Source organism: Frigoribacterium sp. PvP121 (assembly GCF_017833115.1).
In the GTDB taxonomy this organism is placed as follows: domain Bacteria; phylum Actinomycetota; class Actinomycetes; order Actinomycetales; family Microbacteriaceae; genus Frigoribacterium; species Frigoribacterium endophyticum.
On record NZ_JAFIBR010000001.1, the window covers coordinates 966,592 to 987,684 of the forward strand.

Annotated in this window: 19 protein-coding genes; 13 read left to right on the forward strand and 6 right to left on the reverse strand. The window is 74.4% G+C overall.

What is annotated here, in order from left to right; all coding sequences use genetic code 11:
- The first annotated feature begins 76 nt into the window (after window positions 1-76).
- The 4 genes from JOE43_RS04585 to JOE43_RS04600 are packed head-to-tail and all read left to right on the forward strand — an operon-like array spanning window position 77 to window position 2,743.
- Complete coding sequence (locus JOE43_RS04585; protein WP_209515128.1) at window positions 77-310, forward strand: phosphopantetheine-binding protein; 234 nt, start codon at window positions 77-79, stop codon at window positions 308-310.
- Window positions 307-1,056 (forward strand): SDR family NAD(P)-dependent oxidoreductase, encoded by a 750-nt coding sequence (locus tag JOE43_RS04590; RefSeq protein ID WP_209515130.1) that lies wholly within the window; start codon window positions 307-309, stop codon window positions 1,054-1,056. Before JOE43_RS04585 ends, JOE43_RS04590 begins: the two co-directional genes overlap by 4 nt.
- Window positions 1,053-1,724 carry an acetyltransferase gene (locus JOE43_RS04595; protein ID WP_209515132.1) on the forward strand — a complete coding sequence of 224 codons (672 nt, stop codon included), beginning with the start codon at window positions 1,053-1,055 and terminating at the stop codon, window positions 1,722-1,724. The genes JOE43_RS04590 and JOE43_RS04595 overlap by 4 nt, the downstream gene beginning before the upstream one ends.
- A complete protein-coding gene (locus JOE43_RS04600; protein WP_307803242.1) occupies window positions 1,721-2,743 on the forward strand; it encodes a ketoacyl-ACP synthase III in 1,023 nt (340 codons plus the stop codon). Before JOE43_RS04595 ends, JOE43_RS04600 begins: the two co-directional genes overlap by 4 nt.
- A 107-nt stretch (window positions 2,744-2,850) precedes the next feature.
- On the opposite strand, the gene JOE43_RS04605 is transcribed toward JOE43_RS04600, so the two are convergent.
- Window positions 2,851-4,404, reverse strand: coding sequence for a polysaccharide biosynthesis tyrosine autokinase (locus JOE43_RS04605; protein WP_209515147.1), 1,554 nt, complete (start codon window positions 4,402-4,404; stop codon window positions 2,851-2,853).
- A gap of 60 nt (window positions 4,405-4,464) precedes the next feature.
- On the opposite strand from JOE43_RS04605, the gene JOE43_RS04610 reads away from it, so the two are divergent.
- A complete protein-coding gene (locus JOE43_RS04610) occupies window positions 4,465-5,802 on the forward strand; it encodes a glycosyltransferase family 4 protein (protein ID WP_209515149.1) in 1,338 nt (445 codons plus the stop codon).
- Here the strand turns inward: JOE43_RS04610 and JOE43_RS04615 are convergent.
- On the reverse strand, window positions 5,799-7,727 hold the full coding sequence (locus tag JOE43_RS04615) for a nucleoside-diphosphate sugar epimerase/dehydratase (RefSeq protein WP_209515151.1): 1,929 nt from the start codon (window positions 7,725-7,727) through the stop codon (window positions 5,799-5,801). The genes JOE43_RS04610 and JOE43_RS04615 overlap by 4 nt on opposite strands.
- A 26-nt stretch (window positions 7,728-7,753) precedes the next feature.
- Between JOE43_RS04615 and JOE43_RS04620 the strand changes: the two genes are divergently transcribed.
- Window positions 7,754-8,416 carry an RNA methyltransferase gene (locus JOE43_RS04620; RefSeq protein WP_209515153.1) on the forward strand — a complete coding sequence of 221 codons (663 nt, stop codon included), beginning with the start codon at window positions 7,754-7,756 and terminating at the stop codon, window positions 8,414-8,416.
- Window positions 8,417-8,498: 82 nt separating this feature from the next.
- Window positions 8,499-8,915, forward strand: coding sequence for a DUF3151 domain-containing protein (locus tag JOE43_RS04625; protein ID WP_209515155.1), 417 nt, complete (start codon window positions 8,499-8,501; stop codon window positions 8,913-8,915).
- Between the two features lie 10 nt (window positions 8,916-8,925).
- Here the strand turns inward: JOE43_RS04625 and JOE43_RS04630 are convergent, their stop codons facing one another.
- The 3 genes from JOE43_RS04630 to JOE43_RS04640 are packed head-to-tail and all read right to left on the reverse strand — an operon-like array spanning window position 8,926 to window position 12,442.
- Complete coding sequence (locus tag JOE43_RS04630; protein WP_209515157.1) at window positions 8,926-11,013, reverse strand: YhgE/Pip family protein; 2,088 nt, start codon at window positions 11,011-11,013, stop codon at window positions 8,926-8,928.
- Entirely contained in the window at window positions 11,010-11,732 is a 723-nt protein-coding gene (locus JOE43_RS04635; RefSeq protein WP_209515159.1) for a hypothetical protein, read from the reverse strand. The genes JOE43_RS04630 and JOE43_RS04635 overlap by 4 nt, the downstream gene beginning before the upstream one ends.
- Window positions 11,729-12,442 (reverse strand): TetR/AcrR family transcriptional regulator, encoded by a 714-nt coding sequence (locus JOE43_RS04640; protein ID WP_307803243.1) that lies wholly within the window; start codon window positions 12,440-12,442, stop codon window positions 11,729-11,731. The genes JOE43_RS04635 and JOE43_RS04640 overlap by 4 nt, the downstream gene beginning before the upstream one ends.
- A 332-nt stretch (window positions 12,443-12,774) precedes the next feature.
- Here JOE43_RS04640 and JOE43_RS04645 point away from each other — a divergent pair, with 332 nt between their 5' ends.
- Both JOE43_RS04645 and JOE43_RS04650 read left to right on the forward strand, forming a co-directional pair.
- Complete coding sequence (locus tag JOE43_RS04645; RefSeq protein ID WP_209515163.1) at window positions 12,775-13,737, forward strand: GDSL-type esterase/lipase family protein; 963 nt, start codon at window positions 12,775-12,777, stop codon at window positions 13,735-13,737.
- 53 nt (window positions 13,738-13,790) lie between these two features.
- Entirely contained in the window at window positions 13,791-14,690 is a 900-nt protein-coding gene (locus tag JOE43_RS04650) for a hypothetical protein (protein ID WP_209515171.1), read from the forward strand.
- Window positions 14,691-15,212: 522 nt separating this feature from the next.
- On the opposite strand, the gene xylA is transcribed toward JOE43_RS04650, so the two are convergent.
- A complete protein-coding gene (gene xylA / locus JOE43_RS04655; RefSeq protein WP_209515174.1) occupies window positions 15,213-16,406 on the reverse strand; it encodes a xylose isomerase in 1,194 nt (397 codons plus the stop codon).
- Window positions 16,407-16,666: 260 nt separating this feature from the next.
- Between xylA and JOE43_RS04660 the strand changes: the two genes are divergently transcribed.
- From JOE43_RS04660 to JOE43_RS04675, 4 genes are all read left to right on the forward strand, one after another.
- Window positions 16,667-17,683 (forward strand): LacI family DNA-binding transcriptional regulator, encoded by a 1,017-nt coding sequence (locus JOE43_RS04660; protein WP_245187109.1) that lies wholly within the window; start codon window positions 16,667-16,669, stop codon window positions 17,681-17,683.
- A 155-nt stretch (window positions 17,684-17,838) separates the two neighbouring features.
- Complete coding sequence (locus JOE43_RS04665) at window positions 17,839-19,131, forward strand: ABC transporter substrate-binding protein (RefSeq protein ID WP_209515178.1); 1,293 nt, start codon at window positions 17,839-17,841, stop codon at window positions 19,129-19,131.
- A 6-nt stretch (window positions 19,132-19,137) separates the two neighbouring features.
- Window positions 19,138-20,160: a carbohydrate ABC transporter permease gene (locus JOE43_RS04670; RefSeq protein ID WP_209515180.1), complete on the forward strand. Its 1,023-nt coding sequence runs from the start codon at window positions 19,138-19,140 to the stop codon at window positions 20,158-20,160.
- Window positions 20,160-21,074 (forward strand): carbohydrate ABC transporter permease, encoded by a 915-nt coding sequence (locus tag JOE43_RS04675; RefSeq protein ID WP_209515182.1) that lies wholly within the window; start codon window positions 20,160-20,162, stop codon window positions 21,072-21,074. Before JOE43_RS04670 ends, JOE43_RS04675 begins: the two co-directional genes overlap by 1 nt.
- Window positions 21,075-21,093 lie beyond the last annotated feature (19 nt).

The window sequence follows — 21,093 nt, forward strand, 5'->3', positions numbered from 1 at the left end:
ATCGACCGGGCTGCTAATGTATCAATAGCACATCAGCCATGTCCCCACGCGGGGGCTCGACCCGAAGGGCCCTCCCGTGGAGACCTCAGACCTGCTCGCCCTCGTCCACGACCTCCTCGAGGCCGACGTCAGCGTCGCGGCGCTCTCGCTCGACGACCAGCTCGACGACCTCGGCTGGGACTCCCTCTCGAACGTCGAGTTCATCGCCCGGGTCGACGTCGCGCTCGGGGTCACGGTCGACGCGCAGCGCCTCGCCGACTGCACCACCGTGCGCGACCTGCACGACCTCACCCTCCCGTCCGTCGCGTGAGCGCGTCGCCCGCCCCGCTCGTCCTCGTCACCGGCGCCTCGTCGGGCATCGGCCGCGCCACCGCGCTCGACCTCGCCGCGAGGGGGCACCGGATCGCCGCGGCCGGCCGTGACGTCGACCGGCTCGCCGGCGTCCTGGCGGAGCTCCCCGGTGACGGCCACGCCTCCTGGGTCGCCGACCTGGCCGAGGCCGACGCGTGCAGCAGCCTCGTCGACCGCGTCGTCACCGACCAGGGCCCCCTGAGCGGGCTGGCGCACTGCGCCGGCGTCCAGGCCGTCCAGCCCGTCCGGGCGTCGTCGGCCGAGCTGGTCGACCAGATGCTGGCGATCAACGTGCGGTCGGCGCTGCAGCTGACGCGGGCGTTCCGTCGGCGGTCCTGCCGGGTCCCGGGCGCCTCCGTCGTCCTGGTCTCGTCGGTGCTGGGCCTCGTCGGCCAGCCCGGCGCGGCCGCGTACTCGGCCTCGAAGGGGGCGATCGTCACGATGACCAAGTCGTTGGCGCTCGAGCTCGCCCGCGAGTCCCTCCGGGTCAACTGCGTCTGCCCGGGCACCGTGGTGACGCCGATGATCGACCAGCTCCGGCGTGCCGTCGGGCCGGCGGGGCTCCAACGGGTCGTCGACGCCCACCCGCTCGGGCTGGGCCGCGCGGAGGACGTCGCGGCCGCCGTGCGCTTCCTGCTCTCCGACGACGCGAGGTGGATCACCGGCAGCTCGCTCGTCGTCGACGGCGGGTACACCGCGCGATGACCCCGTCACCGTCCGCAGCGGGCTCCGCCCGTCTGGTCCTCGTGGGGGCCGGGGGCGCCGGCCACGAGGTCGCCGCGATGATCTCGTCCGCGGTCGGCTGGCGTGGCGCGCACGGCATCGGCGACGTCGTGTTCGTCGACGACACGGCGCGCGGGCCCGGCGTCGTCTCGACCGTCGAGGCGCACGTGCCCCGGCCCGGCGACCTCGCTCTCTGCACCATCGCCGACCCGTCCGCCCGGCGCCGGGTGACGGGAGCCCTCGCCGAGAAGGGCGCCGTCTTCACCACCTTCGTGCACGAGACCGCCATCCTCCTGGCCGGGGCGGAGCTCGGCGAGGGCTCGGTGCTCTTCCCCCACGTGGTCGTGTCGACCTCGACCCGCATCGGGCGTCACGCCCTGTTCAACACCGGGGCCCTCGTCGGCCACCACGTCGTCGTCGGCGACCACGTCTCCGTCCACGGCTACGCACAGTTGCTGGGCAACGTGACGGTCGGCGACGCCGCGGTCGTGGGCAGCTCGGCCACCGTGCTGCCCCGGGCGCGCGTCGGTGCCGGGGCGACCGTCGGGGCCGGGAGCGTCGTGCTCCGGAGGGTCGCGCCCGGTGACACCGTCTTCGGCAACCCGGCGGTCGTGGTCGCCCCCGCCGGCCGTGGCGCGGGCCGCACGTGAGCGTGCCGAGGCGGTACGCGGCCCTGCGGGCGGTCGCCGGCCACGTTCCCGCCACCGTCGTCGACAACGCTCAGCTCGACGCCGAGCTCGCCCCGGTCAGCGTCGCGAAGATCGCGGCGAAGACCGGCATCGCGAGCCGACGCGTCGTGGCGCCCGGCGAGACGACCGCCGACCTCGCCGTGGCCGCCGCGGAGGCCCTCTTCCGCGAGCAGGGGCTGGAGCGGTCGAGCATCGACTTCGTGCTGCTCTGCACCCAGACCCCCGACCACGCCATGCCGTCGACCTCCTGCCTCGTGCAGGACCGCCTCGGCCTGCGCACCGACATCGGCGCGTTCGACCTCGGCATGGGCTGCTCGGGCTACGTCTACGGCCTCGGCACCGCGTCCGCGCTCATCGACTCCGGGCAGGCCGACTCCGTGCTGCTGCTCACCGCCGACACGCTGAGCCGCTACGTGAACCCCTCCGACGCTCCGCTCCGCACCATCTTCGGCGACGGGGCGAGCGCGAGCCTCGTCACCGCGTCGGCCGGGTCACCGGCGTTCCGGGGCTTCAGCTACGGCACGGACGGCTCCGGCGCGCGGCACCTCATCGTGCCCACCGGGGGCCTCGCCGACAGCGACCGCCTCGCTCCCGCGGCGTCGCCGGGCGCACGCGGCCTCGAGAGCAACGGCCACGACCTCTTCATGGACGGCGCCGAGGTCTTCGGCTTCGCGCTGAGGGCGGTGCCGAGAGCCGTCACGGAGACGCTCGCCCGCGCCGACCTCGCCCTCGACGACATCGACGCCGTCGTGCTGCACCAGGCGAACGCCTTCATGCTCGAGACGCTGCGGCGCAAGCTCGACCTCCCGACGGAGAAGTTCGTGGTCGAGATGAGCGACGTCGGCAACACGACCTCGTCGTCGATCCCCCTGGCGCTGGCGGCGGCGGTGCGGTCGGGCCAGGTCCGCCCGGGCATGCGGCTCCTGCTGGTCGGCTTCGGCGTCGGGCTCTCCTGGGGGGCCGTGGTCGTCGAGCTCTGACGCCCTCCTGGTGACGAGGCGGCGGACCGTCGAGCCTGGTGACGAGGCGGCGGACCGTCGAGCCCGACCGCTCGAGACGGTGCCCGGTCAGCGATCGCGAGGCGCCGTCAGGCGCCCCGGTCGTCGGCGGCCCGGCGCGGCGCCGCGCGGCGGCCGCGGGCGCGGCGCTCGGAGCCCAGGGGGGAGGAGCGGGTCGTCGGCGCTGCCGAGACCGTCGGCTCGAGCCCCGACGCCGTGGTCGCGGGCGTCGTCGCGGACGCTCCCGCCGACGCGGCGTCGCGCTCGACCGAGCCGTGTGCCACGACCGGCGCGGAGGGTGCGTACGCCGCGCTGTAGGCGCCTCCGCGGCCGACGGGGTGCATGGTCAGGACGACGCCGACCACCCGCGTGCCGATGCGGTGCAGATGGGCGAGGGCCTCCTCCAGGCGGGCCCGAGGGGTGCGGCCGAGCGCGGCGACGACCAGGGCTCCGTCGGCGACGTGGCTCAGGACTGCCGCGTCGGTGACCGGCAGCAGCGGCGGAGCGTCGAAGAGGACGTAGTCGTAGGTGGCTCGCAGCTCGACCAGCAGCTCACGCATGCGCGTCGAGCCGAGCAGCTCGCTCGCGTTCGGCGGCACCTGGCCGGCCGCGACGACGTCCAGGCCGTCGCGGCCCCACGGCTGGGCGACGTCGCGGAGCCCGGCCCGGCCGATGAGGACGTCCGTCAGGCCCGCCGCGCCCTCCAGCCCCATCATCTCCGCGAGGCGGGGCCGGCGGAGGTCGGCGTCGACCAGCGCCACCCGGGCGCCGGTCTCCGCCAGCGTCACGGCGAGGTTCGCCGTGGTCGTGGTCTTGCCCTCGCCGGGCAGCGCCGAGGTCACCACGACCACCCGGGCGTCGCTGCCCGCGTCGGCGAACTGCAGGCTCGTCCGGAGCGAGCGGTACGCCTCCGCGCGCGTGCCGCGGGGGTCGTGCTGCACGGTCAGCGGGCGGAGCTGGGCGTCGGGGTCGTGGAGCGTGGCCCCGAGGACGGTCTCGCCCGCCGCCTCGACGTCGTCGCCGGAGCGCACCCGCGTGTCGAGCAGGTGCCGGGCGAGGGCACCCAGGTAGCCGACGGCGGCGCCGAGGGCGAGGCCCAGGGGCAGGTCGCGGGAGGTGCGGGGCGAGACGGGCGCGCTGCTCGCGACCGCGGGCTCCAGCACCTCGAGGCCGACGAGGCTCGCCCCGCCGTCGGGCGAGGCCTCGAGGCTGCCGACCACGACGTCGCGGAAGCTCTCGCTGACCGCGTCGGTGATGAGGGCCGCGCGGGCGGGGTCGGTGTCGCGGACGCTGATGGTCAGGACGACGCTGTTCGCGGCCACGGTCGCGGTGACGGCCTCGGCGAGCTCGCTGGTGCTCATCGGCAGGGCGAGCCGCAGCACGACCGGCTCCAGCACGCGTGAGCTGGTCACGACGTCGGTGTAGCTGCGGACCTTCTGCTGCGCGGCGGCGCTGCCCTGGCCGACCTCGATCGCGGTGCTCGTGCTCGTGCCGCGCACGGAGACGAAGAGCTGCGTGCTCGACTCGTACACCCGCGGGGAGGCGCCCGAGACGACGGCCGTCACCGCGAGCCCCAGCAGGGTCACGAGGGCGACGAGCCACCAGGAGCGGCGCAGGACGTGGAGGTGGTCGGACAGGGACATCGGCTCTCGCTCCGATCGGGTGCGGACTCTCGACGGCGAGCCGAGCAGTCGGTATTGTACATGTGCAACATCACAGGCGGGGGAGTGCCCACGACCTGCCGTCTCCGTCGGAAGGCCGCCGTGCGCGTCGTCTACCTCCACCAGTACTTCCTCACCCCCGCGCAGGCCGGCGGAGTGCGCTCGTTCCACGTCGCGACGGCCCTCGCCCGCCGCGGGCACGACGTCCACGTCGTCACGGCCACGCCGCCCGTCGACGCGGTGCCCCTCGGTCGCCGGGGTGCGGTCGGCGACGAGGTCCACGACGGCGTCACGGTCCACCGGGTCGCCGTCGACTACGACGCCGCCATGGGCGACCGGCGACGCATCGTGGCGTTCCTCGCCTTCGCTCTCCGCTCCTCCCGCCTCGCCCGGTCGCTCCGCGGCGACGTCGTCGTGGCGACCAGCACCCCGCTGACGATCGCCGTGCCGGGCATCGCAGCGACCCTCCTCCGCCGGGCGCCGCTCGTCTTCGAGGTGCGTGACAGCTGGCCCGAGGTGCCCATCGCGATGGGGGCGCTGCGGCACCCCGTCCTGCGGGCGTCCGCGCGCCTCCTCGAGCGCCTGGCCTACGCCTCGTCGTCGACCGTGGTGGCCCTCTCCCCCGACATGGCCGACTCGGTGGTCCGCACGGGGCACCCCCGTGGCCGCACCGTGGTGGTGCCGAACATGAGCGACCTCGAGCGGTTCGACCCGGCCCGCGCACGGCCGGAGGCGTTCACGGGTCGCCACCCGCGCCTCCTCGGGCGTCGGCTGGCCGTCTACTGCGGCACCTTCGGCCGGGCCAACGGGCTCGACCACCTGGTCGACGTCGCCGTGGAGCTCGACCGGCAGGGCCACGACCTCGTCGTCGTGCTGCTCGGGGCGGGGGCCGAGAAGGAGGCGGTGCGCGAGCGGGCGCGCCGGCTCGGAGTCCTCGACCGGTCGCTCGTCGTCCTCGACGCCGTGGCCAAGGCCGACCTGCCCGACGTCCTCGCGGCGTCGACGATCGCGCTCAGCTCGTTCGCCGACGTGCCGGCCCTCCGCGCGAACAGCGCGAACAAGTACTTCGACGCGCTCGCGGCGGCGCGGCCCGTCGCGGTCACCATCGGGGGCTGGCAGGCGGAGGCGCTGGTCGAGACGGGCGCGGGCCTCCAGCTGGATCGTGACCCCGGTCGGGCTGCCCGTGCGCTCGCCGACTTCGTCGACGACGCCGCCGGGCTCCGGCGGGCGGGGCAGGCGGCCCGGCGCCTGGCGGAGGAGCGCTACGCCCAGCCCCTGCTGGTCGCCCGGCTCTGCGACGTCGTCGAGCGCGACGCCGCGAGTGCGGCGTCGCGCTCGGGTCGGCGTCGGCGTCGAGGCCGCGGGGCCGGCCGCGGCTAGGCCGTCGCGACGCGGCGCTCGCCCGCCGGGGGAGGGTCGCTCGTCATCGACCGCACGTCGAGGTCGCCGGCGGCGAGGGGCGGCACCACGGTGTGCGAGATGAGCGGGTGGACAGGCCGCTCGTCGACCTCGCCCGCCCCCGTGAGCTCCTCGTGGAGCTTCTCGCCCGGCCGCAGCCCGGTGAACACGACCTCGACGTCACGGCCCGACAGGGCGATCAGCCGCTCGGCGACGTCGAGCACCCGCACGGGCTCGCCCATGTCGAGCACGAGGACCTCGCCGGGCCCGCCGATCGCCCCGGCCTGGAGGACGAGCTGGCACGCCTCGGGGATGGTCATGAAGAAGCGCGTCGCCTCCGGGTGCGTGACCGTGAGGGGCCGGCCCGCCGCGATCAGGTCGCGGAACAGCGGCACCATGCTGCCGCGGCTGCCCAGGACGTTGCCGAACCGCACCGAGAGGTAGCGGCGGCCGGTGGCCTGGGCCGCGTGCGCCGTGAGCCGCTCGGCCACGCGCTTCGAGCGACCGAGGACGCTGGTGGGGTTCGCCGCCTTGTCGGTCGAGATGGTCACGAAGGTCTCGACGCCGACGGCCTGCGCGGCCTCCAGCACGTGGAGGGTGCCCATCACGTTGGTCTGCCAGGCCTCCCCGGGGTACTGCTCCAGCAGCGGCAGGTGCTTGAGCGCCGCGGCGTGGAACACCACCTCGGGCCGGCGGGCCCGGAAGACGGCCCCGAGCGCGACGGGGTCGCGGATGTCGGCGAGGACGACCTCGCGGGTGTCGAGCAGGCCGTGGCCGGCGAGCGACACCTGGACGGACTGCAGGGCCGTCTCGTCGCGGTCGAGCAGCAGGAGCTCGGCGGGGCCGAGCGCCGCCAGCTGGCGACAGAGCTCGCTGCCGATGGAGCCGCCCGCCCCGGTGACGAGCACCCGTCTGCCCCGGACGCTCGCGGCGACCGCCGCGACGTCGGTCTCGACCGGGCGCCGCCCGACGAGGTCCTCGAGCGAGACGTCGCGGAGGTCGGCGACGCCCGACCTCCCCTCGAGGATCTCGTCGATGGTGGGGACGGTGAGCACGCGGAGACCCGCGGACTCGCCCTGGTCGGTCAGCTCGCGGACCAGCGCGGCGTCGGCCCGGGCCATCGCGAGCACGAGGGTGCCGGCGCCCGTGCGGGCGGCGGCCTCGGCCAGCACCTCACGGCCGCCGAGGACCTTGAGCCCCGCGATCCGCATGCCGTGCGTGGCCGGGTCGTCGTCGAGCAGCGCGACCGGGCGGTGTCGGCAGGTCGGATCGGTGAGCATGCGCCGCACGACGTGCTCGCCCACCGACCCCGCGCCGAGCACGAGGGCCGGCGACGGGGCGCCGCGGGGGCGGAGGCGCGCTTCGAGGCGGCCCCGGAGGAGCGCCCGGGCGGCGCCCATCGCGAGGGCGGCGACGCCGAGCGCGACGAGGGGCAGGGCCGGTGGCCAGTCGACCCACGGGCCGAGCCGCGAGGGCGAGACCAGGGGCACCAACGAGACGGTGACCGCGACGACCGCGGCGCAGGCGACGAGGCCGCGGGCCTCGGCGGCGCTGCCGGCCACCCACCGGGGGCGGTAGAGGCCCCAGGCCGTGCCGACGGCGAGCTGTACGGCGGCGGCCGTGAGGGCGCAGGCGGCGACGTGCGGCGCGGTGCCCGGCCCGACCAGGTCGACGAGCACCGCCACGGTCGTGACGGCCACGAGCCAGGCCGCCCCGTCGGCCGTCACGAGGGCTCCGCGGACGGCGGCGGCGCTGCCCGGCCAGCCGAGGCGAGCCGGGGGAGCGGGGTCGGGGACGGTCTCGCTGATGGGGCACCTCTGCGGGTCGGGCCGGCGCTCGTCGATCGGCTCGAGCAGGGTAACATTCCACGTGTCACACGTGCAATGACCGATCGGTCTGCGGACCATCGCGCTGGCCGCCGTACCCTGGGGTCGTGCCCGTCGACGACCCCCGTCCCACACCGCTCCCGGACGACCCTGACGAGCCCCGGCTCGCGCACGGCGTCGGGCCCTGGCCCGGGGGCGAGACCGCCTGGCCCGACGACCCCCGGTACGACCCTGAGCTCCTCCGGGACGGCGACTCCCGGAACGTCGTCGACCGGTACCGCTGGTGGCGCATGGAGGCGATCGTCGCCGACCTCGACGAGCACCGGCACCCCTTCCACGTCGCCGTCGAGAACTGGCAGCACGACATGAACATCGGCTCGATCGTCCGCAGCGCCAACGCGTTCGCGGCCGACACCGTGCACATCGTCGGGCGCCGCCGCTGGAACAAGCGCGGCGCGATGGTGACCGACCGCTACCAGCACGTCGTCCACCACCCCGACGTCGAGACGTTCGTCGCCTGGGCGCGCGACCACCGCCTCCCCGTCCTCGGCGTCGACAACGTCGAGGGGTCGGTGCCCGTCGAGACCTTCGACCTGCCCGAGCGCTGCGTGCTCCTCTTCGGGCAGGAGGGGCCGGGCCTCAGCGAGGAGGCGGTCGCCGCCTCGGAGGCGCTGCTCGCGATCTCGCAGTTCGGCTCGACCCGCAGCCTCAACGCGAGCGCGGCGGCGGCCGTGGTCATGCACGCCTGGGTGCGGCAGCACCGCTTCTGACCCCGCGCCCCGGCGGCGGCCCGGGGGAGCCGCGGCCCGGGCCCGGGCGGGGTCGTCGGGGAGCACGGGCTACCGTGGGGGCATGCCCTCCCAGAACCTCCTCGGCGTGCCCGAGACGCTGCTGCCCGCCGAGCCCGACGTGCTCGCCGACCTCGCCTCCCTCGAGCTGGCCGACGTCGTCGTGGCCCACCCGACCTCGTCCCTCGCCTGGGCGCTGCTCAGCGACGAGGCCGCCGCGCGCGGCGCCGACCTCGAGGCGTACGCCTACGCCCGTGTCGGCTACCACCGCGGTCTCGACTCCCTGCGCCGGGCGGGCTGGCGGGGCCAGGGGCCCGTGCCGTGGTCGCACGAGCCCAACCGCGGCGTCCTGCGCTCGCTCTGGGCGCTCCGCCGCGGCGCCGCCGCGATCGGCGAGGCCGACGAGGTCGAGCGCCTGACGACCTTCCTCGACGACGCCGACCCGGCCGCCGCCCCGGCGCTCGAGGCCGAGCGCGCCTGAGGCCCGGCCGCTAGCCGATCAGCGACGGTCTCAGGTCGCGCAGCGTGCGGCGACGGGTCATCCGTCGCGTCGCGAGCAGCGAGAGCAGCAGCGCCCCGAGGCCCCAGAGGGCGAGCACGCCCGCGTCGCCCCAGGCCGTGGCCGTGCTGCCGCCGTACATCAGCTGGCGGAGGCCGTCGGTCGCGTAGCTCATCGGCAGCACGAAGTGCAGGGCCGCGAGCGGCGCCGGCAACGTCTGCCACGGGAACGTGCCGCCCGCCGTCACGAGCTGCACGACCATGAGCACGAGGCCGAGGAACTGCCCCACGCTGCCGAGCAGCACGTTGAGGGTCATGATGATCGCCGCGAAGGTGACCGAGGCGAGGGCCATCAGGCCGATCGTCGCCCAGGGGTGCACGACGTCGAAGCCGAGCACGAACCGCACGATCGTGAACAGCGCGAGCATCTGGACGACGCCGAGCAGCGCGGGGGCCGCCCACCCCGCCACGACCACGCGCCCGGGGGCGCGCACCGCGGTGACGGCCCGCTTCGAGAAGGGCTTCACGATCAGGAAGAGCGCGTAGATGCCGATCCACGCCGCGAGGCTGATGAAGAACGGCGCGAGCCCCGCGCCGTAGGTGCCGGCGCTGGTGACGGCCTGGTCGGAGACGGACACCGGGTCGCTGATGGCCTCCGACTGCGCGTCGCGGGTCTGCTCGGTGCTCGCGGGGATCTCGCCGAGGCCCGTCTGCAGCCCGTCGCGGAGCTGCGTCGCGCCCGTGTCGAGCGCGCCGAGCCCCTCGCGGAGGCTCACCGTGCCGTCGCTCAGCGTGTGCAGCCCGCTCGAGAGCGTGGCCGCGCCGGTGTCGAGGGTGCCGAGCCCGGTGGCGAGCGAGTCGGCGCCCGTGGCGGCGGACGCGGCGCCCGCGTCGAGCTGCCGTGCCCCGGCGGCGGCGTCGGAGATGCCCGTCGCGAGGGCGGGGGCCTGCGCGTCGAGCGCGGCGGCGCCGTCCGAGACCTGCCGCGCGCCGGTGGCGAGCTGCCCGACCTGGGCGGCCAGCCCCTGCGCCTGGGTGTTCGCGTCGCTCAGCGACTGCGAGAGCGGGGCGAAGTAGCTCGCCACCTCGGCCGCCGAGGCGGCCGCCTGCTCCGGGGTCTGGCCCTGCCCGACGAAGTACTCGACGAGCTGCTGCCCGATCGCCTGCTGCGTCGCCGGGGCGTCGTCGATCGCGGCCTGGCTCGCCGCGGCGGCCTGGGCGACGCCGGCGGCCAGGGCCTCGTTGCCGTCGGCGACATGGTCGGCCCCCGTCGCGAGCTGGTGCGCGCTGTCCGGCAGCGTGGCCGTCGCGGTCTCGAGCTGGTCGAGCCCGCTCGACAGGGTCGTGGCCCCGGCGCTCAGCTGGTCGGTGCCGTCGGAGAGGGTCCGGGCGCCCGCCGCGGCCGACGACGCGCCGGCCGAGAGCTCGTCGGCTCCCGCGGACGCGTCCGAGGCGCCGGTCACCAGCTGGTCGGTGCCCTCCTCCGCGGAGACGACGCCGCCGACGAGCTGGTCGGCACCGTCCGCCGCGTCGCCGATCGACGTCCTGATGTCGGCGAGCCCGACGAGCAGCTGGGCCGCCGCCTCCTTGCCGACCTTCTCGGTCACCGAGGCCCGGATCGTCTTGCCGGCCTGCCCGGCGATCGTGGTCGCCAGGTAGCTGTTGGTGTCGTTCGTCGCGAGGGTGATCTGCGCGCGGGTCGGGTCGTCGGTCGTGGCGCTCGTGAGGTCGGCGCTGAAGTCGCGGGGGATGGTGAACGTGAAGTCGTACGTGCCGTCGCGGAGCCCGGCCGCGGCCTCGGCGGCGCTGACCGTGTGCCAGTCGAAGTCGCCGCCGTCGACGACCTCGTCGGTCACCTCGTCGCCGTAGTTCGTCGTCGTGCCGTCGACCGTGGTGCCGGCGTCGTCGTTGACGAGCGCCGCGGGCACCTGGTCGAGCTTCGCGTACGGGTCCTGGTTGGCCCAGAGGTAGAGGCCGCCGTAGAGCAGCGGCACGGTCATCAGGGCGACGAGGGCGAGGCGGGCGAGCCCGGTCGACGTGAGCCGCTGCAGCTCGGAGCGGACGAGGGCGATGATCTTCACGAGCGGGGGCTTCCTGGGGTCGGGGCAGCGTCGTCGTCGTCGGGGCGGGCGGCGGTGTCGAGGTCTGTGTCTGTGTCGTCGTCCGTGTCGAGCCCGGACTCGTCGTCCTCCCCGAGGTCGGGTGCGGGCAGGGCGCGCACGGTCGCCAGCGCGGCGAAGCCCGTCACGGTGAGCACGACGACCCCGCGGCGGGCGAGGTCGTGCACGACGCCGAGCCAGGCGGCGACGTCGCCGCCGTGCCGCTCGGGGCTGGTGAGCACGAGGCCCTCCACGCCCGGCCGCAGCAGCGCCAGCTCGCAGAGCAGCCGGACGCGCAGCTCGGTCGGCAGCGACGCCAGGCGGGTGCGGCGGTGCTCCGCCAGCCCGACGACGTCGAGGAACTCGGCGACGGAGGCGCGGCCGGCCCGGTGCCCGGCCAGCGCCAGCTCCTCCCGGGCCACCTGCGCGACGGTCAGCGAGCCGAAGGGCTCGGCCACCGTGGGCGTGTCGACGAGGGCGAAGGAGGCGCGGACCGCGTCGGCGTCGTCCCTCCCGTCGAGCGTCACCCGGCCGTGGTCCGGCGCCATCCGGCCGCCGGCGACGAGGGAGGCGAGCGTGGGGGCGCCCTCCGTCTCGACGGCGACGAAGCCGGGTGCGCGACGGTCGGCGACCACCGAGACGGCGGGGAGGGGAGCGCCGGGGCCGTCGCCGAGGGCGACCTGGTCGAGTTCGAGTCTCATGCGGCGGGCTCCGGGGTGACGGTGGGGCGGGTGGCGGTCGGGCGGGGGTCGGCGGGGAGTGGCTGCGGCCCCGGCGGCGGCGCGACGGCCAGCTCCGGGGTCGTCCTCACCAGTTCGTCGGCCTCGCGCCAGCCGAGGCCGACCATGGCCAGCACGGCGAGCATCACCAGACGGTGACCCTCGGCGCTGTCGAGGTCGCGGGCGGTCGCCTCGTCGAGCACGGTGAGCGCGGCGCCCTCGACCAGCCGGGCCAGCGTGTCGACGGCGATGTCGTCGCGCATGCGCCCGTCGGCCACGCCGCGTCGGACGGTCTCGCGGAGGAAGGCCCTCAGCGGCGCCAGCGCGCCGCCGACCTCTGCGGCCAGGGGCCCGCGCACCGTGAGCTGGGCCAGCACGCGCACGTGCTCGACCTCCGACCAGAGCCTCGCGCCGAGGGCGGCGAGCTGGACGACCGGGTCGTCGACGGGGTCGGGCAGCGCGGCCACGCCGATGCGGGCGGCGCCGCGCAGGGTGACCTCGCGGACGAGGTCGTCCCGGGTCGCGAAGTGGCCGTAGACGCTGCGGCGCGACAGGCCCGCCTCGGCGGCGATCGCCTCGAGGGGGACGGCGGCGTCGACGTTCAGGAGCCGGACCGCGGCGGCCATGAGGGCCTCGCGGTTGGCGGCGGCGTCGCGGCGAGGCGCTCGCGGGGTCTGCTCGGTCGTGGTCACGAGGTCCATCGTACGATCTTGCACACTGCTGTGCAAGATCGGATCGGGAACGCGGCGACAGGGCAGGGACATGCCCCCAGTTGGTGGGGTGGGTGGATGGCTGCCGAGGCGCGTCCCATGGGGCGCGACTGCGCCTCCTCGGGTCCTCGAGTGGTTCTGACCTGGACTTTCCCTCGAGGTGTGTCCTCCTTTCGGCCGACCCGGGTCCATGCGTCTGCATTGTCCACGAAGCGCACCGGCCGCTCGCGGCGCTCCTCCGGCGGCGAGACTCGAGACGGGCCCCAGGACGGGTCCGCCGAGGAGACTCGGTCACCGCACGGACGCAGGACACGATGGACCACCGCACCGCCCCCGACGACGCCCCGACCCCGCTCGTCGCCCCCCGCCGCTCCCGAGGCGTGCCCGCGCCCCTCGCGGCGCTGCTCGTCGCCGCGGCCCGACCGCTCTTCCGCGTGCACCTGGAGCTCTACCGCCGCGAGATGGCGTCGTCGATCTTCCCGCGCGACGAGCGTGCCCCGCTCATCGCGGGCCCGCGGCCCGAGCGCCTCGCGTTCATCGGCAGCGTCGCGGTCTCCGGCCTCGGCGTGCTGAGCCACGGCATGACCACCTCGAGCCAGACCGCCGCCCGCGTCGCCGACCGTCGCGGCCGCGGCCTCAGCTGGAGCGAGCTCACCTCGCCCGTGCTCACGATGCACACGGCCGCGACCATGCCCTCGCTCACGACGGAGGGCGCCGACGTCGTCGTCGTGCTCCTCGGCATCGCGGACGTGCTCGCGGCGACGAGCGCCGCCTCGTGGGAGGCCGACCTCCGTCTGCTCGTCGAGCGCGTGCGCGAGGAGGCCGGCCCCGAGGTCGGGGTCGTGGTCGCCGAGCTGCCGCCGATGGCCGAGTTCCGTCCGATCCCGCCCGTCGCCCGCCGCGTGATCACCGCCCAGATCGCTCGCCTCGACGCGGCGAGCCGTCGGGTCGCCGCCGACGACGACGCGGTCACCGTCGTGCCGTTCCCCTCGTGGAGCCTCGACGGCCTCTACGTCCAGGAGCTCTTCTCCTGGGCCTCCATGCACCGCAAGTGGGCCGAGGCCCTGGCCCCCCGGGTGGTGGCCGCCCTCGAGGCGGTCGATGATCGTCGGTCGGCACCGCGACGGCGGCACCGCGCGGCGTCGGCGCTCGCCGGGGCCGTCGCGGCAGAGCTCGCGAGCGTGGCGGGCGAGGTGCGCACCGGTGCGCCGGCTCCGGCCCGTCGACGCGCACGACGACGTGCGGCCCGCGCCGCCGGGGCGCTCTCGGCGCCCTGACCGCCGCCGGGCGGCGACGGCCGGTCGACGGCGTCGGTGGGTACGGTCGATCGATGACCCTCGCCGACGCCGCGCAGCAGCTCTACGCCCTGGCGCCCGGCGAGTTCGTGGCGGCTCGCGACGCGCTCGCCGCCGACGTGCGCCGCGCCGGCGACCGCGACCTGGCGGGCAGGATCCGCCGACTGCCGCGTGCTGCTCCGGCGGCCTGGGCGGTCGACCTGCTCGCCCGCGACGACGCCGGCCGCGGGCTCGCAGGCGCCGCGGCCCTGGGCGACCGGTTCCGTGCGGCGCAGGCGGAGGGCGACCGAGCAGCGCTCGCCACGGCGGCGGACGAGCGGAAGGCCGTGCTCGCGCAGCTCCTCGCCCGCGGCCGTGAGCTCGCCGAGCAGGCGGGCGCGCCCCTGGCCGGCCCGGCCGTCGTGGCCCTCGAGCAGACCCTGCGAGCCGTCGTGGCCGACGCCGACGCGGCCGAGGCCGCCCGCTCGGGCGTGCTCGTCCGGCCGCTCGCGGCGGACGGCCTCGAGCCCGCCGACCTCGACGGGGCCCTGGCCGGCGACGCGGTCGACCGGCCCCGTCCGCGCCGCGCCGGCTCATCGACGTCCGAGCGGCCCGACCCCGCCGGTGGCCCCGACCGCCGGAGCCGGCAGCGGGACGCGCGCCGCGGCGCGCGGGAGGAGCTGCGGCGCGCCGAGCAGGCCGCCGACCGCGCCGAGGCGGACCGGGACGAGGTGGAGTCGCGGGTCGCCGAGCTGGACGAGGCGCGCGACCGCGTCGCCGACGACCTGCGTCGCCTGCGTGACGAGTTCGCGGCCGCCGAGGCTCGTCGAGCCGAGCTCGACGACCGCGAGCGGTTCCTGCGCCGCGAGCGCCGTCGGGCCGGCGAGGACGCCACGGCCGCGCGGCGAGAGGCGGAGCGCGCCCGCGAGGCGCTCGACCAGCTCGACGCCGACTGATCGTCCGCGCCGGGCCCGGGTGGGGCGAGGGGGGATCTCAGTGGGCGTGAAGCCACGCCCCGAGTCGGGCCCGCCAGCCCCGGGGAGGCGCGGCGACGGCCTCGGTCGCGCTCCGCTCGGCCCGCGGCGGGAACGAGATCGCCTGGCACCGCGTGCAGACCTGGATCTGCCGGTGCACCGAGAGCCCCGTGCCGAAGTACGGATTGTCGGCGAGCCGAGCTGGCGCACGGCAGATGCGACAGCGGAGCTCCGCAGCGGCGCCCTCGACCATGTGGCCTCCTCGTTCGAGGGACACCATCGGACGCCCTGGTCGCTCGGTCAGCAGCGGAGGGGGATCGTACGCATCCCGGACAGGGGGTGCGCTGCCGTGCGGGACGGCGGGCGTGGCGACGCCCGGCCCCGAGGGTCGGGGCCGGGCGTCGTGGGTGGGCTAGCGGCGGCGCGCCTGCTCCTAGCTCCGTCTGACGCGCTGACGCGCTGGAGCGCGTCAGCGCGCGCCACGCAGTCGCTTCGCGCCTGCTCTCAGTGGCGCGCGCCCATCAGGTGCTCGAGGGCGAGCTGCTGCAGGCGGACGAAGCCGTAGCCGTGGCCGCCGAAGTGCGCGGAGGCGTCGTACTCCTCGTAGGAGGCGCGGTCGGCCAGGAGCTGCTCGTAGCCCTCGCCGTCGCCCAGGGTCGGCACCGAGAGCTCGGCGACCTGGCTGGCGGCCAGCGCCTCCTGCACCTCGGGGTCGGCACGGAAGGCCTGTGCGCGCTCCTTCAGCAGCAGGTACATGCGCATGTTGGCGGCCGCGGACTCCCAGACGCCGTCGATCGACTCCGTGCGGGAGGGCTTGTAGTCGAAGTGGCGAGGCCCGTCGTAGGAGGGGCCGCCCTGCGGGGAGCCGTGCTCGAGCAGGTCGACGAGCGAGAACGCGTTCTGCAGGTCGCCGTGGCCGAAGACGAGGTCCTGGTCGTACTTGATGCCGCGCTGGCCGTTGAGGTCGATGTGGAAGAGCTTGCCCTGGTAGAGCGCCTGGGCGATGCCGGCGGTGAAGTTCAGGCCCGCCATCTGCTCGTGGCCGACCTCGGGGTTCACGCCCGCCATCTCGGGGTGCTCGAGGGTCTCGATGAACGCGATCGCGTGGCCGAGCGTCGGCAGCAGGATGTCGCCGCGGGGCTCGTTCGGCTTGGGCTCGATGGCGAAGCGCAGGTCGTAGCCCTTGTCGAGCACGTACTGCGAGAGCATGTCGACGCCCTCCTTGTAGCGCGAGAGCGCCGCCTGGACGTCTTTCGCGGCGTCGTACTCCGCGCCCTCGCGGCCGCCCCACATGACGAAGGTCTTCGCGCCCAGCTCGGCGGCGAGGTCGATGTTGCGGAGCACCTTGCGGAGCGCGAAGCGGCGCACGCCGCGGTCGTTCGAGGTGAACCCGCCGTCCTTGAAGACGGGGGCGCTGAAGAGGTTGGTGGTCACCATCGGGACGACGATGCCGGTCGCGTCGAGGGCGCCCTTGAGGCGGTCGATCTGCGTCTGGCGCTCCGCGTCGGTCGAGCCGAAGGCGAAGAGGTCGTCGTCGTGGAAGGTGAGGCCGTAGGCGCCGAGGCGGTCGAGGTTCTCCACGGCCTCGATGACGTCGAGGTCGGGGCGCGTGGGCCCGCCGAACGGGTCGGCGCCCGTGTAGCCGACCGTCCAGAGGCCGAACGAGAACTTGTCTTCGCGAGTGGGGGTGACGGACATCGATGTCCCTTTCCGAGAGTGCGTCTGCGACGTGGCCGGTCGTCGCGACGGGGCCGCGACGAATGTTGTGCGCCTCAACATATCCGGTCCGCGGCGCGAACGGAAGCCCGGTCGGCATTTGTCGTCCGCGGCAACGAAACACTTGCGCTGGCCGTCGTGGCTGTCGTAGTGTCTCGAACCGCGAGCAGTCGAAGCGCTTCCGCACCGAGCGGGAGAGCGTCGGCCTCGCGTCTCTCCACCACCTAGACAGCGAGGTCCCGATGGCGACGATCCACGACGTGGCAGAGGCCGCCGGCGTGTCCATCTCCACGGTCTCGTACGCCCTCTCCGGCAAGCGCTCGATCGCGTCGACGACGCGCCAGCGCGTGACGGAGGCGGTCGACCGGCTCGGCTACCGCCCCCACGCCGGGGCCCGGATGCTGGCCGGCGCCCGCACGAACATCCTCGCGCTGAGCGCCCCGGTGCGGCCCGACAACCACCAGCCCACCCAGATGCGCTTCGTCACCGCGGTCGTCGAGGCCGCCCGCCGCCGCGACTACGACGTCCTGCTGCTGGCCACCGACGACGAGGTGTCGGGCATCCGTCGCGTCGCGTCGAGCTCGCTGGTCGACGGAGTCGTCGCGATCGGCGTCGCCACGGTCGACGAGCGCGTCGACCTCGTCCGCGAGCTCGCGCTGCCGGCCGGCTTCATCGGCATCCCGCAGGGGGCCGACGACCTCGCCTGCATCGACCTCGACTTCGAGTCCGCCGCCGCGATGAGCGTCGACCGCCTCGCCGACGCGGGCCACCGCGTCGTCGGCGTGGTCGGCCACCCCGCCTCCTACCAGGAGCGCGACACCGGCTTCATCCGGCGCTTCGACGACGCGTTCGCGGCGCGGGCCCAGCTGCGCGGTCTCGAGACCGTCACCATCCCGACCGACCTCAGCCGCGCCTCCGGCGGGCGGGCCTTCGACGAGCTGCGGGCCCGCCTCCCCGGCATGACCGCGCTCGTGCTGCACTGCAGCGAGCCGACGGCCGAGGCCGTGCTGCAGCGCATCCGGCAGCTGGGCCTCGAGGTCCCCCGCGACCTCTCCGTGCTCGCCGCCGCCGCGAGCTACGCGGCCGACGAGCTCGAGCCGGCGCTCGACATGATCCCGCTGCCGATCGACGAGATGTGCCGCCGTGCGGTCGAGGCCGCCTTCGAGCGCATCGACGGCCGGCTCGACCGTGGGGTCGAGCTCATCGCCCCCGTCTACCTCGCGCAGGGCTCGGTCACCGTGCCGACCCGCGCCTCCTAGCCTTCCCTGTCCCTCACCCACCCGCACCGCGCACCACCGCACCACGCACCACCGCACCACCGGCACCACCACCGCACGACACCGCAGATCACCGCCCCACGACGATCGTCGAAACGCTTCGACGACGACAGGGGCCTCTACGAGGAGGTAGAACCATGAAGAAACGACGCGTGCTCGCAGTCGGCACGGCCCTCGCGGCCACCGCCGGGCTGCTCACCGGCTGCTCGGCCGGCGGCGGGTCCTCCGACCCCGACACCCTCAAGCTCTGGCACTTCGAGAGCGAGACCAGCGCGATGGGCATCGCGTGGGACCAGGCCATCGAGACCTTCGAGGAGGAGACCGGCGCGACCGTCGAGTTCGAGGCGAAGAGCTTCGAGCAGATCCGCTCGACGGCCAGCCAGGTGCTGAACTCCGACGAGGCGCCCGACATCCTCGAGTACAACAAGGGCAACGCCACGGCGGGCCTGCTCGCCAGCCAGGGCCTGCTGGCGAACCTCGACGACGCCGTCGCCGAGTACGGCTGGGACGACGACCTCGCCCCGTCGATCGCCACGACGTCGAAGTACGACGAGCGCGGCATCATGGGCTCCGGCAGCTGGTACGGCATCCCGAACTACGGCGAGTACGTCGAGGTGTACTACAACAAGGAGGCCTTCGCGGCGCAGGGCATCGAGGTGCCCACGACCTACGACGAGTTCGAGGCCGCGCTGCAGACCTTCGCCGACGCGGGCATCACCCCGCTCGCCGAGGCCGGCGCCGAGTACCCGCTCGGCCAGCTCTTCTACCAGCTGGCCCTCTCGCAGGCCGACCGCTCGTTCGTCGACGACTACCAGCTCTACGAGGGCGACGTCGACTGGCAGGGCCCCGAGCTCACCTACGCGGCCGACAAGCTGCAGGAGTACGTCGAGAACGGCTGGATCTCGAAGGACGTCACCGGCATCAAGGCGGAGGACATGGGCACGACCTTCATGAGCGGCGGCGCGCCGATCATGGTCTCCGGCAGCTGGTGGGCCGGCCGCGTCGCCGACGAGGCGACCTTCGACTGGGGCACGTTCCTCTTCCCCGGCAGCGAGATGGCTCCGGGCTCGGGCGGCAACCTCTGGGTGATCCCCGAGAACGCCGCCAACAAGGAGCTCGCCGAGAAGTTCATCGACATCACGATGCGCCCCGAGATCCAGAACCTGATCGGCAACAACGGCGGCGTGCCCGTGAAGGCCGACCCGGCCGACATCACCGACCCGAAGAGCCAGGAGCTGATCGCGAACTTCAACACGCTGCTCGAGCGTGACGGCCTCGCCTTCTACCCCGACTGGCCCACGCCGACCTTCTACGACCAGCTGGTCGCCGGCACGCAGGGGCTCGTCAACGGCTCGGCCACGCCGGAGGAGATGCTCGAGACCCTGGGCGGCCAGTACCAGAGCGGCGTCGACGACATCACCGGGGAGTAGCCGCCCATGACCTCCCTCGACACGAAGGAGGCGCGGGAGACCCGGGAGGGCCGGCGCGCGACGTCGGCCCTCCCGGGCTCCGGCCCCCGCGCCGCCCGCCCGGCCCGCGCGGCGGAGGAGAGCCTTCTGCCGGGCTCCGGCCGCCGTGGCTTCTGGCTCTATCTCATCCCCGGCTTCGCGCTGTTCGCGGTCGTCGTCCTGGTGCCCCTGGTCTGGAACGTCTACCTCAGCTTCACCGACTACCGAGGCATCCGGCCGCCGACCTGGGCCGGGCTCGACAACTGGCGTGAGCTGATGGCAGACGAGCGCTTCTGGACGTCGTTCCTCAACAGCGTCTTCCTGATCATCGCCATGGTCGTCGTGCCGACCGTCCTCGGCCTGCTGCTCGCCGCGATGCTGTTCGACCTGATCGGGCGCAAGTTCGGCGGCCGCCTGGCGTCGTTCCTCCGGGCCACCTACTACCTGCCGCAGATCCTGCCCGTGGCCATCGCCGCGATCGTGATCGGCTGGATCCTCCGGCCCGAGAACGGCGCGCTGAACAGCGTCCTCGACGCCGTCGGGCTCGGCGCCCTCCAGCACAACTGGCTCGGCAGCCCCGACACGGCGCTGCTCAGCATCATGGTGGTGATGGTCTGGGTCCAGCTCGGCTACCCGGTGGTCATCTTCATGGCGGCCCTCCAGCGCGTCGACCCCGAGCTCTACGAGGCCGCCGAGCTCGACGGCGCCGGCTGGTTCCAGCGCTTCCGCGCGATCACGGTGAGCATCATCCGCCCCGAGATCTTCGTGGTCGTGCTCACCTGCACCATCGCGGCGCTGAAGGTCTTCGGGCCGATCTACGCCCTCACGCGCGGCGGCCCCGGCGACTCCACGATCGTGCCGAGCTACTACGCCTACAGCGAGTTCTTCCAGAGCCAGCAGGTCGGCTACGGCGCGACCATCGCGACGGCGCTGACGCTCGTCATCGTCGTCATCACCATCTTCTTCATCCAGGCCCAGAACCGGGTCGAACGAGCAGAGAGGAGCCGCTGATGGCCACGACCGTCGTCGCGCCGGTGGAGGGCGACCGCATCCGCCCCGCGGTGCCCAGCCCGCGCCTCCCGAAGGCGAAGCAGCGGAAGAAGAAGAAGACGGCCACCGACTGGGTGATCCTGGCCGCGGCCCTGCTCTTCGGGCTGCTGATCGCGCTGCCCTTCCTGCTGATCCTGGTGAACTCGTTCAAGTCGCCCGCCGACTACACGAGCGGCGGGCCGCTGAGCCTGCCGACGTCGCTCTACTTCGACGGCCTGGTGAACTTCTGGAACAGGGTCGAGTTCCCGACCAAGCTCTGGAACAGCTTCGTCATCGCGGGCCTCGTCGCCCTCTTCGCCGTCGTCATCTCGGTGTTCAACGCGTACGCCCTCGGCATCGGCCGGGTGCGCGGCCGCACCTGGATCATCGTGCTCTTCCTGCTCGCGAACATGCTGCCGCAGGAGGCGCTGCTCTACCCGCTGTACTTCCTCTTCAAGCAGGTGGGGCTCTACGACAACATCTGGGCCGTCATCATCATCTTCACCGTGATCCAGAGCGCGTTCGGCACGTACCTGCTGTCGAGCGTCTACGGCACCTTCCCCAAGGAGGTGCTCGAGGCCGCGTCGCTCGACGGGGCCAGCCGGTGGCAGATCCTCTGGCGCGTCATCGTGCCGATCAGCCGCCCGACGCTCTCGGTGCTCGCGATCTTCTTCTTCATCTGGACCTGGAACGAGTTCCTCATCCCGCTGACGTTCCTCGTGTCGAACGACAACCAGACGGTGCCCGTCGCCATCACGGCGCTGCAGGGCGACCGCCTGATGGACGTCACGACGACGAGCGCCTCGGCGCTGCTCGGGCTCATCCCGACGCTCGTCTTCTTCCTGCTGTTCCAGCGCACGCTCACCCGCGGCATCACGGCCGGGGCCGTCAAGTGACCGGGCTCCGCGCCCGCCG

Coding starts and splice junctions, on each gene's coding strand:
- xylA (WP_209515174.1), bottom strand. CDS start 16,406: ATGTCCGTCACCCCCACTCGCGAAGACAAGTTCTCGTTCGGCCTCTGG.
- JOE43_RS04660 (WP_245187109.1), top strand. CDS start 16,667: ATGGCGACGATCCACGACGTGGCAGAGGCCGCCGGCGTGTCCATCTCC.
- JOE43_RS04605 (WP_209515147.1), bottom strand. CDS start 4,404: ATGTCCCTGTCCGACCACCTCCACGTCCTGCGCCGCTCCTGGTGGCTC.
- JOE43_RS04645 (WP_209515163.1), top strand. CDS start 12,775: ATGGACCACCGCACCGCCCCCGACGACGCCCCGACCCCGCTCGTCGCC.
- JOE43_RS04665 (WP_209515178.1), top strand. CDS start 17,839: ATGAAGAAACGACGCGTGCTCGCAGTCGGCACGGCCCTCGCGGCCACC.
- JOE43_RS04675 (WP_209515182.1), top strand. CDS start 20,160: ATGGCCACGACCGTCGTCGCGCCGGTGGAGGGCGACCGCATCCGCCCC.
- JOE43_RS04670 (WP_209515180.1), top strand. CDS start 19,138: ATGACCTCCCTCGACACGAAGGAGGCGCGGGAGACCCGGGAGGGCCGG.
- JOE43_RS04595 (WP_209515132.1), top strand. CDS start 1,053: ATGACCCCGTCACCGTCCGCAGCGGGCTCCGCCCGTCTGGTCCTCGTG.
- JOE43_RS04615 (WP_209515151.1), bottom strand. CDS start 7,727: ATGGTCCGCAGACCGATCGGTCATTGCACGTGTGACACGTGGAATGTT.
- JOE43_RS04635 (WP_209515159.1), bottom strand. CDS start 11,732: ATGAGACTCGAACTCGACCAGGTCGCCCTCGGCGACGGCCCCGGCGCT.
- JOE43_RS04610 (WP_209515149.1), top strand. CDS start 4,465: ATGTGCAACATCACAGGCGGGGGAGTGCCCACGACCTGCCGTCTCCGT.
- JOE43_RS04650 (WP_209515171.1), top strand. CDS start 13,791: ATGACCCTCGCCGACGCCGCGCAGCAGCTCTACGCCCTGGCGCCCGGC.
- JOE43_RS04625 (WP_209515155.1), top strand. CDS start 8,499: ATGCCCTCCCAGAACCTCCTCGGCGTGCCCGAGACGCTGCTGCCCGCC.